The organism is Rickettsiales bacterium (genome assembly GCA_025210695.1).
Lineage (GTDB): Bacteria > Pseudomonadota > Alphaproteobacteria > Rickettsiales > CANDYO01 > CANDYO01.
The window spans coordinates 1-16,003 of the sequence record JAOARE010000026.1 but is presented as its reverse complement, the minus strand read 5'-3'; the positions used below and the strand labels follow the sequence as shown (position 1 = coordinate 16,003).

At 32.5% G+C, this 16,003-nt stretch carries 19 protein-coding genes; 5 read left to right on the top strand and 14 right to left on the bottom strand.

Annotated features, from left to right (window positions below):
- Positions 1-65: 65 nt before the first annotated feature.
- From ubiG to rho, 11 genes are all read right to left on the bottom strand, one after another.
- Entirely contained in the window at positions 66-782 is a 717-nt protein-coding gene (gene ubiG / locus N4A31_04415; GenBank protein MCT4635473.1) for a bifunctional 2-polyprenyl-6-hydroxyphenol methylase/3-demethylubiquinol 3-O-methyltransferase UbiG, read from the bottom strand.
- A complete protein-coding gene (locus N4A31_04410; protein ID MCT4635472.1) occupies positions 779-1,570 on the bottom strand; it encodes a hypothetical protein in 792 nt (263 codons plus the stop codon). The genes ubiG and N4A31_04410 overlap by 4 nt, the downstream gene beginning before the upstream one ends.
- Positions 1,571-1,596: 26 nt before the next feature.
- Positions 1,597-2,868, bottom strand: a complete 1,272-nt coding sequence (serS, locus tag N4A31_04405; protein ID MCT4635471.1) for a serine--tRNA ligase — start codon at positions 2,866-2,868, stop codon at positions 1,597-1,599.
- Positions 2,868-3,605 (bottom strand): twin-arginine translocase subunit TatC, encoded by a 738-nt coding sequence (gene tatC, locus N4A31_04400; GenBank protein ID MCT4635470.1) that lies wholly within the window; start codon positions 3,603-3,605, stop codon positions 2,868-2,870. The genes serS and tatC overlap by 1 nt, the downstream gene beginning before the upstream one ends.
- The gene (locus N4A31_04395; GenBank protein ID MCT4635469.1) at positions 3,589-3,870 is read right to left on the bottom strand and encodes a hypothetical protein; all 282 of its coding nucleotides are present in this window, start codon (positions 3,868-3,870) and stop codon (positions 3,589-3,591) included. Before N4A31_04395 ends, tatC begins: the two co-directional genes overlap by 17 nt.
- Before the next feature lie 22 nt (positions 3,871-3,892).
- The gene (locus N4A31_04390; GenBank protein MCT4635468.1) at positions 3,893-4,528 is read right to left on the bottom strand and encodes an SCO family protein; all 636 of its coding nucleotides are present in this window, start codon (positions 4,526-4,528) and stop codon (positions 3,893-3,895) included.
- 63 nt (positions 4,529-4,591) lie between these two features.
- Complete coding sequence (locus N4A31_04385; protein ID MCT4635467.1) at positions 4,592-5,503, bottom strand: DMT family transporter; 912 nt, start codon at positions 5,501-5,503, stop codon at positions 4,592-4,594.
- Positions 5,504-6,164: 661 nt separating this feature from the next.
- Entirely contained in the window at positions 6,165-7,040 is an 876-nt protein-coding gene (gene sucD / locus N4A31_04380) for a succinate--CoA ligase subunit alpha (GenBank protein ID MCT4635466.1), read from the bottom strand.
- 1 nt (position 7,041) lies between these two features.
- Entirely contained in the window at positions 7,042-8,205 is a 1,164-nt protein-coding gene (gene sucC / locus N4A31_04375; protein ID MCT4635465.1) for an ADP-forming succinate--CoA ligase subunit beta, read from the bottom strand.
- 12 nt (positions 8,206-8,217) lie between these two features.
- Positions 8,218-9,165 carry a malate dehydrogenase gene (gene mdh, locus N4A31_04370; protein MCT4635464.1) on the bottom strand — a complete coding sequence of 316 codons (948 nt, stop codon included), beginning with the start codon at positions 9,163-9,165 and terminating at the stop codon, positions 8,218-8,220.
- A 72-nt stretch (positions 9,166-9,237) separates the two neighbouring features.
- The gene (rho, locus tag N4A31_04365; protein ID MCT4635463.1) at positions 9,238-10,632 is read right to left on the bottom strand and encodes a transcription termination factor Rho; all 1,395 of its coding nucleotides are present in this window, start codon (positions 10,630-10,632) and stop codon (positions 9,238-9,240) included.
- Positions 10,633-10,965: 333 nt separating this feature from the next.
- Here rho and infA point away from each other — a divergent pair, with 333 nt between their 5' ends.
- From infA to N4A31_04340, 5 genes are all read left to right on the top strand, one after another.
- The gene (gene infA / locus N4A31_04360) at positions 10,966-11,184 is read left to right on the top strand and encodes a translation initiation factor IF-1 (protein ID MCT4635462.1); all 219 of its coding nucleotides are present in this window, start codon (positions 10,966-10,968) and stop codon (positions 11,182-11,184) included.
- A gap of 4 nt (positions 11,185-11,188) precedes the next feature.
- Positions 11,189-11,785 carry a Maf family protein gene (locus N4A31_04355; GenBank protein ID MCT4635461.1) on the top strand — a complete coding sequence of 199 codons (597 nt, stop codon included), beginning with the start codon at positions 11,189-11,191 and terminating at the stop codon, positions 11,783-11,785.
- Complete coding sequence (locus N4A31_04350; GenBank protein ID MCT4635460.1) at positions 11,760-12,584, top strand: 4-(cytidine 5'-diphospho)-2-C-methyl-D-erythritol kinase; 825 nt, start codon at positions 11,760-11,762, stop codon at positions 12,582-12,584. The genes N4A31_04355 and N4A31_04350 overlap by 26 nt, the downstream gene beginning before the upstream one ends.
- A 187-nt stretch (positions 12,585-12,771) precedes the next feature.
- Complete coding sequence (locus tag N4A31_04345; protein MCT4635459.1) at positions 12,772-13,110, top strand: hypothetical protein; 339 nt, start codon at positions 12,772-12,774, stop codon at positions 13,108-13,110.
- Positions 13,111-13,196: 86 nt separating this feature from the next.
- Complete coding sequence (locus tag N4A31_04340; GenBank protein MCT4635458.1) at positions 13,197-14,087, top strand: hypothetical protein; 891 nt, start codon at positions 13,197-13,199, stop codon at positions 14,085-14,087.
- Here N4A31_04340 and N4A31_04335 read toward each other — a convergent pair.
- The 3 genes from N4A31_04335 to N4A31_04325 all read right to left on the bottom strand — a co-directional run.
- Positions 14,084-14,953, bottom strand: coding sequence for a hypothetical protein (locus tag N4A31_04335; GenBank protein ID MCT4635457.1), 870 nt, complete (start codon positions 14,951-14,953; stop codon positions 14,084-14,086). The two genes, N4A31_04340 and N4A31_04335, sit on opposite strands and share 4 nt — an antisense overlap.
- A 4-nt stretch (positions 14,954-14,957) precedes the next feature.
- Positions 14,958-15,638, bottom strand: a complete 681-nt coding sequence (gene yihA, locus N4A31_04330) for a ribosome biogenesis GTP-binding protein YihA/YsxC (protein ID MCT4635456.1) — start codon at positions 15,636-15,638, stop codon at positions 14,958-14,960.
- On the bottom strand, positions 15,638-16,003 hold a 366-nt coding region (locus N4A31_04325), incomplete at its 5' end, for a S1 RNA-binding domain-containing protein (protein MCT4635455.1). The genes N4A31_04325 and yihA, both read right to left, overlap by 1 nt.

The following is a 16,003-nucleotide window of genomic DNA, read 5'->3' as shown; positions in this document are numbered from 1 at the left end:
CTTTAAACTATGTTTCTGTATATCTTATAAGTTAATATGTTTGAAATAATATTCAATATATTTCTCTAAGAAGTGTAGCTAATAAAATAATTGTTTCTAATGTCATCACTTAAATTCCAAGAAGATGAGGTTAGAGAAAATGAAAGTCCTTGAATATTTGGTTCTTTTAATCCAAACCTAATAGCATATTTATTAATTTCAGATGGCTTCACAAATTTTGACCAAGAATGAGTTCCAATAGGTAACCATCTTAAGATATATTCTGCGGCAACAATAGATTCTAAGAATGATTTGCTAGTTCTGTTGATGGTAGAGAAAATGATGATGCCTCCTTCTTCAAGTAATGTAGCGCATGATTTAATAAATAATTCAATATTTTCAACGTGTTCTATAATTTCTAGTGCTAAAATTAATTGAAATTTTTGTTTAGTTTTAGCTAAGTCTTCAGCTAAAATCTGTTGATAGTTAATATTAAGGTTGCATTTATTAGCATGAGATCTAGCTATATTAATATTAACAGAGCTAGCATCAATTCCAGTAATTTTAGTGCCAAGCCTACTTAAAGGCTCACTTATTAATCCACCTCCACAGCCTATATCAAGAGTTTTAATTCCTTTAAGTGAATCTTTTTTAAAATGTTGTTTAGCTAGGCTAGTAATATATTCAAGGCGCAACGGTGTCAAGTCATGCAAAGGTTTAAATTTCCCATGAGGATTCCACCATTCTTCAGCCATTGATTCAAATTTAACAATTTCTCTAGCTGAGGATGTAGAAATGGTCATTTTTTAATGAATTCCTTGATTTTTTTAAGCGCCAAATCCATGTTTTTTTTATCATTATTTGTATTTGTTTCATAGTTCTTACTATAGAATGGAGGAAGATTAATGTTTAAATCTTTCTCAGGGTTTGAATATATAAAACGATGGTTAGGTAGTTGATCTATTGATACTACATAATCATCTTTTTTTATTCTTCCAAATTTACCATTATATTTCTTTCTAAGCTGCCAAGCACTTTTTCCACCCGTTTTATGAGATGAAATGGATTTAATTTGTGCCCGGCATTTTTCACCAGAGACAAAATCTACAGCATCTTTGAAAGGTTTTTCATTAATATCCAACTTAAGACTGTTTACAATGCTTTTAGCCCTATCGTTATTTCCTCTTGGACAAATGAGAATATGTGTAGGTAATTTTAATTTTGTTATTTCGTGAAGGAAGTCAGAGATACTTGGACGAATAGCAATCATTTCAGATATTTTTATTTTATCTTCAGATTCTATTTCCACTAACATTTGAGAATTTTTTTTCGTTTTATAAAGTTCAAATAAAGGGTCTTCTTCTTTTTTACTATAGAACTCAAAATTTTGAACTAGAAGACCTTTTTCAACTAACTTTGATGCTGATTCATTATTAGCAGTTGGTCCTTGGGGAGTAATTTTATCAACTATGGTATGATCAACATTTAAAACAATAAAAACCTTTGTAGGAGTTTTTTCTATTGTAGGTTTTTCTGTTGCAAAACAAATAAATGGAATCAATATACTTAATAATAATAAAAATACTTTCATGGTTGTTTACCTATTCTAAAGTTGTTTTATTTTAATGTTTTAACCCCATGCATATAAGGTATAAGAATTTCTGGTATCTGAATACTACCATCTTTTTGTTGATAGTTTTCTAAAATAGCTACAATGGTTCTTCCAACAGCTAAAGCTGATCCATTGAGAGTATGAACTAAATTTTTCTCACGACTAGAGGCATTAGCTACATATCTTGCCTTTAGTCTTCGCGCTTGGAAATCTCCACAATTAGAACAACTCGATATTTCACGATATTTATTTTGACTTGGAAGCCATACTTCTAAATCATAAGTTTTTTTAGAGGTGAACCCCATATCTCCAGTGCATAATAACATCACTCTGTAAGGAAGACCAAGTAATTTTAACATTTCTTCAGCTATGGAAGTAATGCGTTCATGTTCTGCTTCTGATTCTTCAGGAGTGGTAATGCTTACTAGTTCTACTTTGGAGAATTGATGTAGTCTAATCATTCCTTTTGTGTCTTTTCCAGCAGCACCAGCTTCAGAGCGAAAACAAGGAGTAAATGCAGTAAATCGTAAAGGTAGCGATTCAGCATTAATAATGTGGTCAGATACTAGATTAACTAGAGATACTTCAGATGTTGGGATTAATCTATGCCCGTCAGTTGTTAGAAAGGAATCTTCAGCAAATTTAGGTAGCTGTCCTGCATTATACATTGCGCTATCTCTTACTAAAAGAGGGGGGCTAATTTCGGTATAGTTAAATTTTGTAGTATTAAGATCGAGCATGAAGTTTACCAGAGCTCTTTCAAGTTTTGCGAGTCCATCTTTTAGTGTTACAAATCTACTACCAGATATTTTAGCACTTTGAACAAAATCTATTGTTCCCATTGTTTCACCAAGATCGCAATGAGCTTTGGGAGTAAAAGAAAACTTAGGAATTTCACCCCATTTTCTAATTTCAATATTAGAATCTTCATTTTCCCCTACGGGAACTTCATCGCTTGGAATATTAGGAAGAGTAGATAATAATTTTTCTAGTTCTACTTCACTATGAAGTTTTGACTCTAATTCGGATAATTTATCTTTTATGTGGCTAGCATCACGTTTTAAAGTTACTAACTCTGGAGTATGAACATTACCGTGTTTAGCTATTAGAGCAGCTTTTTCTTTTTTGGCATGTTGTAATTTCTGGATTAAAGTTACTAATTTGCGTTTTGATTCATCTAACACAAGAATTTCTTGAGATATTGGATCAATACCACGTTTTTTTAAAGCTATATCAAATTCTTCAGTGTTTTCTCTAATCCATTTTATATCATGCATTACGTTTTACCCTTATTTATTTTTGTGCAAGCTAATATCGACAATTCATAAAGTATTAACATTGGAATAGCAAGGCCAATTTGGCTTACCGCATCTGGTGGAGTTAGAATTGCTGCCAATATAAATATTAATACAATAGCGAAGCGCCTTTTGTTTTTTAAACTTTGTCCAGTGATTATATCAAGCTTGGCTAATAATACTAGCAAAATTGGCATCTGAAAGGCAGTACCAAATGCAAGTAACATGTTGATCACAAGCGTTAGATATTCACTAACTTTAGCTTCAAGTTTTACCGGTAAGCTTCCTACAGTATGTTGTTCAAAGCTTAAGAAAAAACTCCATGCTAACGGAAAGATAATATAATAAACAAATATCATACCTAGAGCAAATAGAATTGGTGATAATATTAAAAATGGTAAGAAAGTTTTTTTTTCATGTTTATATAAACCTGGGGCAATGAAAATATAAACTTGGCAAATAAAGAAAGGTATGGCTAAAAATAAAGCTGAGTAATAAGATAACTTTAGATAGCTAAAGAATATTTCAGATAGATTGGTATAAATCATATGTTTATCTTGGCTGATCCAGGTATCAACCAATGGAATTAGAAGAAATTTATAAATTTGCTCAGAGTAAATATATGCTAAAATAAAGCAAAAAAAGAAAAAACTTAAGGTGTAAAAAATCCTTAGTTTAAGTTCGTTAAAATGTGATGTTAGATTATAATTTTTTCTCATTATCTTCATCACTTTTAGAATTTTTTATATCTGGTTTTATATGATTTAAATCGTAAGTTTTTTGTTCTTTTCCATCTAAATCAAGGATGGTTTTAGTTTCTTCTTCTAAGTCAATAAAGAATGTTTTAATTTCATCAGTTAGATTGCCTAAATAGCGCATGGCTTGTTTAATGGTTCTTAGAATCTTAGGTATATCTTTTATATCTAATGCAAGACAGGACACTATAACCACTACAATAATTTCAGTCCACCCAATATCAAACATTTATAATCCTCAAGCATATTATTTATTCAGATTTAGCTAATCTCTCTTTTAGGCTATTGTACATCTCTTCTACAGAAGCCCCTGAAGTGAATTGACTAACTAAATTTGCTTGTGGATCAAGCAAATAAATGAAAGATGAATGATCTACGTAGTAATTGTCAGGGTCTTCTTTATTTTCTGCTTTTGCATAATATCCTTTTAAAGAAGACGCTAGCTTATCTATTTCAAGTTTATCACCAGTTATACCTATAACTTTGTCGCCAAATTGAGAAACAAAGTTATTTAAAGTTTCTGGAGTATCTCTTGAAGGATCAACAGAAACAAAAAGAAATTGGATTTTATCTAATTGTGACGCTTCAAAAGAATCTGCAAGTTTGCTGAGTTGTTGTAAAACAACAGGGCATATATCAGGGCAATAACTGAAGCCTAAATACATTACGGTGAATTTTCCTTTTAGATCATTATAGTTAAATTCTTTTCCATTGTCTGACATGAGTTTAAAATCAGTATTTACCACAATAGTATTATTAGGAATATTAGTGATTTCAGAAGTTGGTTTAGGTTTTTCTCCTGGATCCAAGGTTTTTATTACATATAATGAAGATATAATTAATATTAGACTAAATAATACCATTAGGATTAGTGCTTTTTTGCTCATGCCGTTTTGTTCCTTAGAATTAATAATATTTATTTTATATCATATCTATTGGACGTAGATCAACTAAATAGTCTTTGTTTTAATAGCTGTTTTGACTAAATACCATGAACATAAACCAATTATAATGTAACCAATATAACTATTTATCAGTGGATATTCATTGAAGAATATCATTCCAAGTATTCCCGCAAATATAATCTTTGTATATCCGAAGGGCCCAACTACACTAAGATCTCCGCATTGAAAAGATTTAAAGTTAGAAGTGCATACTATTAAATAGCATAGCGAGGTTAGAAGAAGAAAAGGGAGGTGTATTAACTCGATAGTTTGTGTTGTCCAGCTAAAATTTCCATTAGAGTAACCAATAAAAGCTATTGGAGAAGATAATATAGTTGAAACTAATATATTATACAAAGTTTGGGTTGTTAGTTTTTCAGTTTTTCCTAAAGACTTTATAGTTAGGCAATATAACAACCATAATATGACTGCTGCGAATATAAAATAATAATAGTTGTTAAAATTAGATAGGTTTAGACGAGGTAGAATCACAATTATAGCTCCAATAAAGCTTAAAATAATTGCTGTTGCTCTTTTTATATCTATTTTTTCCTTAAAAAAAATAACCCCAATAATAACCAAGAATATTTTCTCCATATACCATAAGGCGGTTACATTGGCTAGAGGGATATGTTGTATTCCATACATTAAGCATAAAGTTGCTGAGGTGCCAAATATACCACTCACTATATAAGTTTTTAACCTTTCAGTATAAAAAACTTTTAATCCGTTTTTAATTATCCAAGGAGAGATTATTAGAAGCAATGTAAATTTATATAAGAATACCACTTGATTAGAGCTGATATCCTTTGAGAGTGTTTTTACTAAAGCAAATAACATAGAGGCAGACAATGCATGAAGTATCATGAATATTATGCCTTTGAGGTTATTACGGTGCGATAATGAAGTTTTTGTCATTGTAAAGACTCAGAAATTTTTGAATATAGAACTTATAACATTAATGTTCATGCTATAATAGAAGAATTTATATCTGTATCAGAAGTTGATGTCCAAATAATATTTATAATTCATTTTGTTGGGTTTTAGTTATATGTTCATTCATCCCGCTCATCTCTAATAGAAGGGTAATATATTATTATTGTCTATTTCTGAATAAAAATAATTATAGAGGTGGTAGATATAAGGTAATATAGAGCTTATAGCTGATAGTGAGGTTAATGATATAATGTTATGTTTAATCCATTTAATGCAGAAAATTTGTATATTAAATTTTTAAAGTGGAACAAACCATCCTAGTTATAATTATCAATGGAATATATCTTAGTGAGTAAGGGATGTATCTAGCTATGATATCAATAAATGCAATTGGAAAAAGTGGTGGGAGCCCATTTTATTTGTTCAAATATACTTTCTTTTGAAGTCTCGGTAGTTTTTGCATATTTAGTTATCATACTGTCAGAGTTATTGAATATAACAGTATTAATACTAACTAGTTTAATGGTTTATGCTTCTATTTAAATAAATAATAAACATATAATATTCCATGAAGTAATAAAGCTTTTTGTGAAGGGAAGGAGTTAAATTAGGCTAGTTTAAAACTAGCCTAATTCAAAGAATATTATTTTTTTAGTAGATTTATCATTGTGCGGCCAATTAATGCAGGAGATTCAGCTACAGAAAATCCAGCACTTTTCATTGCTTCAATTTTTCCTTCAGCACTCCCCATGCCACCAAGAATAACTGCGCCAGCATGTCCCATTCTCTTGCCTTCAGGAGCGGTTCTACCAGCAATAAATCCAACCATTGGTTTTTTAACTTTATTTTGTTTGATGAATTCAGCTGCTTCTTCTTCTGCAGAACCACCAATCTCACCAATCATGATAATTGAGTCTGTTTCGTCATCTTTTAGGAACAACTCTAACATATCAATAAAGCTACTTCCTTGAATTGGATCTCCACCAATACCAACACAACTACTTTGACCATATCCTTCAGCTGTAATTTGAGCAACTGCTTCATAGGTTAAAGTTCCTGATTTGGAGATGATACCCACTCTACCTTTCTTGTGAATATGTCCTGGCATAATACCAATTTTACATTCACCAGGTGTGATGACACCAGGACAGTTAGGTCCAATTAAACGAGTTTTTGAACCTTGTAAAGCACGTTTAACTGTAATCATATCTAACACAGGTATTCCTTCAGTTATACAAACAACTAATGGGACTTGCGCATCGATAGCTTCTAAAATTGAATCTGCAGCAAATGGAGGTGGAACATAAATAACGGAAGCATTTGCTCCAGTTTTTGCTACAGCTTCTTCTACTGTATTAAATACTGGTAAATCTAGATGGCTTGCGCCACCTTTACCAGGAGTAACACCACCAACCATTTTTGTACCATATTCAATAGCTTGTGTTGAGTGGAATGTGCCTTGAGATCCTGTGAACCCTTGGCAGATAACTTTTGTATTTTTATCAACTAATATCGACATATTATTTCCCCTTAACTGCTTTAACTATTTTTTCTGCGGCGTCTGCAAGGTCATCTGCAGAGGTGATTTCTAAATCTGATTCATCAAGTAATTTTTTACCTAATTCAAAATTAGTTCCAGCTAGTCTAACAACTAATGGTACTTTTACGTCTACTTCTTTTGCGGCAGCAATGATCCCTTCAGCAATTACATCACAACGAGTGATTCCACCAAAGATATTAATTAATACACCTCTTACACCAGGGTCAGAGAAGATAATTCTAAACGCTTCAGTAACTTTTTCTTTGTCAGCTCCACCACCAACATCTAAGAAATTAGCAGGTTCTGCGCCATAAAGTTTGATAATATCCATGGTTGCCATTGCAAGTCCTGCGCCGTTAACCATACATCCAATTTCACCATCCATTTTCACATAGCTGATATCAGATTTAGCTGCTTTTAATTCATATTCATCTTCTTCTGATTCGTCACGCATTTCAACAATTTTAGGGTGTTTGTATAATGCATTATCATCAAAATTGAATTTAGCATCTAAAGCTATAACTTCTCCCTCTCTTGTGAGAACCAAAGGATTCACTTCCACTTGGCTTGCATCATGGTCTATAAATGCTTGATATAAACCTAAGGCCATTTTGGTGAACTTACCAACTTGTTTTCCTGTTAGTCCAAGAAGGAAAGCTAATTTTCTGCCATGGAATGGTTTCATTCCAGTTGCTGGATCAATACTAATTTTAAATATTTTTTCTGGATTTTTAGCAGCAACTTCTTCAATTTCCATACCACCTTCGCAAGAAGCCATAAATAAGATGGAGTTGCTACTACGATCAACTACTGCACTTAAGTAAAATTCTTTTTCTATGTTGGATCCTTCTTCGAAGTAAACACGCCTAACTTTTTGACCTTCAGGACCAGTTTGAGGAGTTACTAATGTCATGCCAAACATTGATTTAGCAATGATTTCTGCTTCTTCTTTTGATTTGGCTAATTTAACACCACCAGCTTTACCTCTACCACCTGCATGAATTTGAGATTTAACTACAATAACAGGTGTAGTTATTTCAGCAACGGCTGATTTAATTTCGCCTATGTTGAGCGCAACTGCTCCCCTTGGTACAGGGACATATGACGAAAGAATAGTCTTAGCTTGATATTCATGAATATTCATATTCTCTCCGAATTATAGTTTTATAGTACTTATTAAATTTCTTACTGCATCTACTGATTTATTGAAAGCAGATTTCTCTTCTTCATTCAATTCAATTTCAACAATTCTTTCAACACCGTTGGCACCTATAACTACAGGTACACCAACATAAAGATCTTTTACACCATATTCTCCATTAATATAAGCAGCACATGGTAAAACTCTTTTTTGATCTTTTAAATAACTTTCTGCCATAGTAATAGCAGCTGTAGCTGGAGCATAAAAAGCTGAGCCAGTTTTTAATAGCCCAACAATTTCAGCACCACCTTCACGAGTTCTTTTTATAATGGCTTCAATCTTTTCTTTAGTAGACCAACCCATTTTTATTAGATCGGGTATAGGAATTCCTGCAACTGTTGAGTAACGCATTAATGGGACCATAGTATCACCATGTCCACCTAATACAAAAGAGTTAACATCTTTTATGGATACATTAAATTCTTCTGCGAGGAAGTAACTAAATCTAGAAGAGTCTAATACTCCTCCCATGCCGATTACTTTATTATGAGCAAATCCAGTAACTTCTCTCATTACCCAAACCATAGCGTCAAGAGGGTTAGTTACCACAATCACAAAGGCATTTGGAGCATTTTCTTTAATTCCTTTGCCAACAGATTTCATAACTTCACTATTGATTGATATTAAATCATCTCGACTCATTCCTGGTTTTCTAGGCATTCCAGCTGTAACAATAACTACATCAGCATCTTTTATATCTGAGTAGTCATTGCTTCCAGAAATTTTATTATCAAATCCGTCAACTGAATTACTTTGAGAGATATCTAAAGCTTTTCCCTGTGGGATTCCTTCAGCGATGTCAAATAAGACAACATCTCCTAACTCTTTTGAACTAGCTAAATGTGCTAAAGTTCCACCTATATTGCCACTTCCTAATAACGCAATTTTTTTTCTTTTGGCTATCATAAACTTACTCCTTGCATGTTCATTACTTTACAACGCTATAATTTTATCACAGTATAAAACAAAACAAAATTAATTATTCATTGAGTCAAAGAAGTCTCCATTAGTTTTAGAGTGTTTTAGCTTGTCGGTCAAGAATTCAATTGCATCAATGGTTCCCATAGGATTAAGAATCCTGCGTAATACCCATCTTTTAGATAGAGTAGCTTTATCAAAGAATAACTCTTCTTTTCTAGTGCCAGACCTATTAATATCAATAGCAGGATAAGTTCTTTTATCAGAAAGTTTACGATCAAGAATAATTTCTGAGTTACCAGTTCCTTTGAATTCTTCAAAAATAACTTCATCCATTCTTGATCCGGTATCGACTAACGCAGTAGATATGATAGTTAAAGATCCGCCATGTTCAATATTACGAGCAGCTCCAAAGAATCTTTTAGGTCTTTGTAGGGCATTGGAATCAACACCACCAGTTAAAACTTTTCCTGATGAAGGAACTACAGTGTTATATGCTCTGGCAAGTCTAGTGATAGAATCTAATAGAATAACCACATCATGTTTGTGTTCAACTAAGCGTTTTGCTTTTTCTATGACCATTTCAGCAAGCTGTACGTGACGAACAGCTGGTTCATCAAAAGTTGAGCTGACTACTTCCCCTTTGACAGATCTTGCCATATCAGTAACTTCTTCAGGCCTTTCATCAATTAACAAAACAATTAAGGTCACTTCTGGGTGATTAGTGGTGATGGAGTGAGCAATATTTTGCATTAAAACAGTTTTACCTGTTCTTGGGGGGGCTACTATTAGAGCTCTTTGTCCTTTACCCATAGGGCATACAAGATCAATAACTCTTGTGCTTAAGTCTTTGTTTTCGGAGTTCTCGACTTCAAGTTTTAGTAATTGATCAGGATACAGAGGGGTAAGATTATCAAATTTTACTCTGTGAGTTGCCCTTTCTGGCTTATCAAAATTTATTTCAATAACTTTTAACAAAGCAAAATATCTTTCTCCTGCTTTTGGAGCTCTAATTTGTCCTTGGACTGTATCTCCAGTGTTAAGTGCAAATCTTCTGATTTGACTAGGCGAAACATAAATATCATCAGGCCCAGCAGCATAATTAGCATCTGAAGATCTTAAGAATCCGAATCCATCTTGCAATACTTCTATTACGCCCACTCCAATAATAGCAACATTTTGCTCAGCAAGTTTCTTTAGTATTAAAAAGATCATGTCTTGTTTAAGCATCATCCCAGCATTTTCAATGCCGCTTTCTTCTGCAAATATACGTAATTCTTCAGGGTTCTTTTGTTTAAGATCCTGCAAATATACAACTCTTTGTGGTGTTTTTTCTACAGACTCCTCGGTTTTACTTATAGGAGTGTTTTTTACAGCAGGTTCAGTTTTCTTATGAGGAGATTTTTTTGCAGGAGCCTTAAGTGTCTCTGAGCTTTCTTCGATTTTTGTCATATTTTTTTTGATATTAGATTAATAGGATTAATTATAAAACATGGTGCTATTTTTAAATTTAAGCATTTTAGATTAAATTATAAATTAAGCAACAATGTCAGATTATCTTTTTTCAAGAAATAACTATAAAGCCATAGTCTTTCCTGGGAGGCCCAGGATTGTTTGTTTTATTAGTAGTTCTAAAACTATTCTAAGTTTGAAGTGTAGCATATTTATACTATCCTACAAGTGTTATTATTGTTATTTGTATAAAATAACTTCCCAAGAGCATAAATATATGTAATATATATAACTGTTAAAAGTTTTTTATAAATTAGGATAACACATAGGTTTATGGCTAAAGAAGAATTAATTGAATTTAATGGGGTGGTAGCAGAATTATTGCCTAACGCAATGTTTAGAGTGGTGTTAGATAATGGTCACGAAGTTATTGCTCACACCTCTGGTAAAATGCGTAAGAATAGAATTAGAATTTTGCTTGCTGATAAGGTAACGGTGGAAATGACTCCTTATGATTTAACTAAAGCAAGAATTAAACTACGTTTAAAATAGTTGAATGCAGAAACTTATTTTAGCATCGTCCTCTCCAAGAAGACTTGCATTGTTGCAAAGTATATCAGTCCATCCAGATAAAATAATATCTCCTAATATTGATGAGAGCATTTTAGCAAAAGAAAAGCCTGAAAAATTGGCTACAAGATTAGCTTTAGAGAAAGTAAATTCTATAAAAATAGACAATGGATTTGTTTTAGCTGCCGATACTATTGTGGCCACAAAAGCTAAAGTATTTGATAAGGCAAATACTAGAGAAGAAGTAGAAAGCTTTTTACAATTCTTTTCAGGAAGAAGAATAGCCATACATAGTGCTATTGCTGCTCTTCAAATAGAGAATGAAGAAGTTACTAAATTGGGCCAAAAATTATCAACTAGCATTGTAAAATTTAAGCGCTTTAGCCATGAAGAGATTGAGCATTATTTAGATAGTAATCATGGTATTGGTGTTGCAGGTGGGTTTGCCATTCAAGGTTTGGGAGAAACTTTAGTGAAATGGGTGTCTGGATCTTACTCAGGAATTGTTGGATTACCATTATACGAAACAGCGAACCTCTTAAAGGGAGTGGGTTATAATGCATATAATAAAACCAAGAGCTAAAATAAATCTTTTTTTTCAAATTATCGGTAAGCGTAATGATGGATATCATTTAATAGAAAGCCTAGTGGTGTTCGCTGATGATGTATATGATTTAATTGAGATTACTGAGTTTGAAGTTAACTCCACCTCTATTGAAGGAGGAGATTTTGCTTCTTTACTTATCAATGAAAAAAATAATTTAATTGATAATGTTCTAGAAAAATTCACTAGTAATGTTAAATATCATTGCAAGCTTACTAAAAATATTCCAATTGGAGCAGGGTTAGGTGGTGGCTCATCTGACGCAGCAATGGTTGCTAAATATATTTCTAAAGAAAATATATCAAAAGAATTATTAGAAATAGGAGCTGATTTGCCAATTTGCTATCATGATGCTCCAGCGTTTTGTGGTGGAATTGGTGAAGTTATTGAGCCAATTAAAAATTTTCCAAAAGCTCATTTAGTTTTAGTAAATCCAAATAAAACTTTGCTCACTAAAGATGTGTTTATAAATAATAGCAAAATAAATACTCCTTCAATTGGAAATAAGCCTGTAGATTTTAACGGTAATGTCGAAAAGCTTATAGAGTTTATATCCCCTCTTTCTAATGATTTAACAGAATCTGCTGTTATGTTAATGCCAGAAATTAAAGATATTTTAGAATTGCTTCAATCGCAAGATGGTTGCTTTGTTTCTAGAATGTCAGGATCTGGTCCAACCTGTTTTGCTGTTTTTAAAACAAAAAAATATGCCATAAAAGCAAAAGAAGATATAGAAGATATCCATCCACATTATTGGGTTAGGTATAGTAGCATCTAATTTCTCTAATATTTTTTCTTAATTTCCCTCTATTAAATAAATAATTTTATTATTGCTTAACATAGCCTGTAATCTTTCAGATTTAATGGTATTAGACGTTTGATTTTTTGTTTTCAATATTGTTTTATAAATTTTTTACTTATATCATTATATTAATAAGATGATTTTTTAATAATTGGAGATTTATATGAGAAGTAAATTTATTCCTAAATTTCCTGGTGGAGTAAGTTCTGTGATTATCTCAGCCTTTCACAATTGTTTTAAGAAAGAAGATAACACTAAAAAAATTGATTCTGAAGACAGAAAACTTACTCCAGAAGAAATGGAAGCTCAAAGGGAAGAGGAGAGGCTGCAAAATCAAAGAGAAGAAGAATTAAGAAGACAAGCAGATGAAAGAGAAGAAGAAGAAAAGAATGGTCTTGTAATGGTTCATCATATAAATATAACAGTCGATGAGGAGAGTGGTTATACAGGGCTAACATTTAGAGGAGATAATAATTCTCCTCTGCTAGAAGAAGTTTCTTGAGGTCATGAGATTATAATCTATAAAAATACTTCTCTATTTAATTTTAAAATAATTTGTACAACATAAAAAAACAATAGGTAAAAATTATGGGTAAGAAATCAAGAAATCCAGCTAAAAAGAAAGCTAAACAAGAAGAGTTAAAACAAAGGGAATTAGCAGTTAAGAGAGCTGAGATAGAAAAGAATGTTGCAGCAGCCAGGGCAAAACAGGCAGAAGAAGAGGCTAAGAAAGAAACTCAGCAAGAAGACAATGTTATGAATAATATTGCTTCATTGTTAGAAGCGTATTATAGAGAATTAGCGATAACTGAGCTTAATAGAATGGTGGATGAACATGGTGGGGTTCAAGAAGGGAATGAGAAGCCACGAGTAGAAGAAGGAGAAATAGATGAAGCAGCAGCTCTTCAAATTGGAGCAGATCTTGAGGGAGCAGGGGAAGAAGGTAATCAAGTTCTACAAACACTGATGGATTATCTTTCTGCTGGAAGAATTTTATCTTTTGGTGAAGGTGTAAACTTACCAAGTATTATAGATATAGTAGTACAGAGTGATGCTAATAGAGCAAGAGAACAAGGGTTTGCAAGAGATTTATTACAGAGAATATTGGAAGCCAGAGAACAACAAGAAGATGCAGATAATGTTACTGTTGAGGAAGGTTTAACTCTTACGCCAGAAACTGGAGCTATTATTGTACATCCTCTAGTGCAAGAGGATGCATTTAGATTAAGATTAGAAGAAATTGTAAATAATTTACCACAGATATTGGAGCAAATTAGAGTCCACCAAGGAGCAGAAGAAGATGTAGTATGGGTAGAAGAGGAAGCAATTGATAATACAGTTGATGAATATGATATAGTTGAAGGTAATAATGTATTAAACCCACAAGACGTGATAACTCAACTTAACAATCAAGCTTCTGGTGGTGGTATAATAGAAACGATTGGTTCATTGTTTGGATGGGGAGGAGGATCTTCTTAAACTCCCTTTATCTTAGTTCCCACTAGATTATCGGTGAAGATTTCTAGGATTAGAGAATGGGGGATTTTTCCATTGATAATATGGACTGTGTCTGTGTTTTGTTCAAAGGCCATTATCCCTGATCTAAGCTTTGCAGAAATAGAACTCTCTTTTTTATCTTCATTGATAATCTTATTTGCTTGTTCTAAATTAATTTCGGGGATGATTTCTCCTTTTAAGTTAGTTATACCAGGAATATCAGAAGTAAAAATTAGCTTACTGGCGCTAAGTATAGCAGAAACAGCTCCTGCAATATCATGAGCATCAATTTTATATGTTCTATTATCTTCTCCAATAGCTATTGGTGAAATCACCGGAATTAAATTACTATCTTCTAATATTAATAATATATCAGGATTCATCAAAGCCAATTCACCAAGAAAACCAAAATGAAGAACGTTATCACAGGCGTTATTATCATATTTAGCAATTTTAGAGCGCTTTGCCACCAAGAAATGACCATCTTTACCAGAAATACCTATTGCACTTCCACCAGCTAGATTGATTTTTGAAGCTATTTTTTTATTTACATGGCCAGAAAGAATCATTTCAGCAATTTCTACAGTGGCTTGATCAGTGCAAGCCAAATTAGCAGAAGCTCCTTTTAAAGAAAACTTTTCCATCATTGAGTTTACTATGTTAGTTCCATCATGAACTAAAACAACATTCACTCCAGCGTTTTTTAACATAACTACATCTTCACAGAATGCAGTCAGAAGATTATCGTTTTCTAGCAATTCTCCATCACATGTTATCACAAATGTGTCATTGGAGTATTCTTTGAGTTTTGTAAAAGCATCTTTTAAGATACTAATTGAATTAGTCATAATTTTAACCGATCAATAAGTTATACATGTAATTTCTTAAATTTTCTATACCATGTCCAGATTTACTACTAGAGAGTATAATATCTGGAAACATGGCCGCATGATTTAGAAGGCATTCTTTAGCAATTTCTATTATTTTTTCTACTTGTTCTTTATTGGTTTTATCTAATTTAGTTAGAACTATTTGATATGATATGGCAAATTTATCTAACTGCTTCATAAATTCTAAATCGTTATCTTTGAATCCATGTCTAGAATCAATCAATAAAAATAAACGCTTTAAGCTTCTTCTGTTTTTTAAGTATCCTAAGCTCATTCTTTCCCAAGCTTTGACCAAGTTTTTTGGTGCTTTAGCAAAGCCATATCCTGGCAAATCAGCTAACATTATAGACTTATCAGCTTTCTCTCCAAGTTGAAAGAAGTTCACTTGTTGGGTTCGTCCTGGAGTTACTGAAACTCTAGCCAAGCCTTTGCGTTTTACTAGTTTATTTAAAAGAGTTGATTTTCCTACGTTGGATCTGCCAATAAACGCAAATTCAGGAACTTTATCTGGAGGAAAGAGAGAATAATCTGTAACACCAATTACAAATTGACAAGGAGAGCTAAAGAAACGTTCGGCATCTTTCATTAGCTCTACGTTATAATTTAACTCTCCTCCGTCAAGATTAATGGCTTTCTTTTGCATTAACTGAAATACTTCCTTTTTTCAGTTTTAGCTTGTGGTTCAGCTTCTTTCTCTTTGCGAGGAGAAGATGAACGTCTATTTCCATTGCCAGATTTAGATTCTCTGTTAGGTTTATCTGAAGTGTTTTTAGGCTTTACTTCAACATCTTCAGCTAAATTTTCACCAGTTTCTTGGTTTACAACTTTCATAGACAATTTAACTTTGCCTCTTTGGTCATAGCCAATCACTTTAACCCATACCTGATTTCCTTCTGTTAAGGCGTCATTGATGTCAGCTGTTTTTTCATTAGCAATTTCACTAATATGTAAGAAGCCATCGCGTGCACCCACAAGATTAACAAAAGCACCAAATTCCATAATTTTAAC

Bases quoted from the DNA above. Each gene is read 5' to 3' on its own strand.
- ubiG (MCT4635473.1), bottom strand. From the start codon at position 782: ATGACCATTTCTACATCCTCAGCTAGAGAAATTGTTAAATTTGAATCA.
- N4A31_04410 (MCT4635472.1), bottom strand. From the start codon at position 1,570: ATGAAAGTATTTTTATTATTATTAAGTATATTGATTCCATTTATTTGT.
- serS (MCT4635471.1), bottom strand. From the start codon at position 2,868: ATGCATGATATAAAATGGATTAGAGAAAACACTGAAGAATTTGATATA.
- tatC (MCT4635470.1), bottom strand. From the start codon at position 3,605: ATGAGAAAAAATTATAATCTAACATCACATTTTAACGAACTTAAACTA.
- N4A31_04395 (MCT4635469.1), bottom strand. From the start codon at position 3,870: ATGTTTGATATTGGGTGGACTGAAATTATTGTAGTGGTTATAGTGTCC.
- N4A31_04390 (MCT4635468.1), bottom strand. From the start codon at position 4,528: ATGAGCAAAAAAGCACTAATCCTAATGGTATTATTTAGTCTAATATTA.
- N4A31_04385 (MCT4635467.1), bottom strand. From the start codon at position 5,503: ATGACAAAAACTTCATTATCGCACCGTAATAACCTCAAAGGCATAATA.
- sucD (MCT4635466.1), bottom strand. From the start codon at position 7,040: ATGTCGATATTAGTTGATAAAAATACAAAAGTTATCTGCCAAGGGTTC.
- sucC (MCT4635465.1), bottom strand. From the start codon at position 8,205: ATGAATATTCATGAATATCAAGCTAAGACTATTCTTTCGTCATATGTC.
- rho (MCT4635463.1), bottom strand. From the start codon at position 10,632: ATGACAAAAATCGAAGAAAGCTCAGAGACACTTAAGGCTCCTGCAAAA.
- infA (MCT4635462.1), top strand. From the start codon at position 10,966: ATGGCTAAAGAAGAATTAATTGAATTTAATGGGGTGGTAGCAGAATTA.
- N4A31_04355 (MCT4635461.1), top strand. From the start codon at position 11,189: ATGCAGAAACTTATTTTAGCATCGTCCTCTCCAAGAAGACTTGCATTG.
- N4A31_04350 (MCT4635460.1), top strand. From the start codon at position 11,760: ATGCATATAATAAAACCAAGAGCTAAAATAAATCTTTTTTTTCAAATT.
- N4A31_04345 (MCT4635459.1), top strand. From the start codon at position 12,772: ATGAGAAGTAAATTTATTCCTAAATTTCCTGGTGGAGTAAGTTCTGTG.
- N4A31_04340 (MCT4635458.1), top strand. From the start codon at position 13,197: ATGGGTAAGAAATCAAGAAATCCAGCTAAAAAGAAAGCTAAACAAGAA.
- N4A31_04335 (MCT4635457.1), bottom strand. From the start codon at position 14,953: ATGACTAATTCAATTAGTATCTTAAAAGATGCTTTTACAAAACTCAAA.
- yihA (MCT4635456.1), bottom strand. From the start codon at position 15,638: ATGCAAAAGAAAGCCATTAATCTTGACGGAGGAGAGTTAAATTATAAC.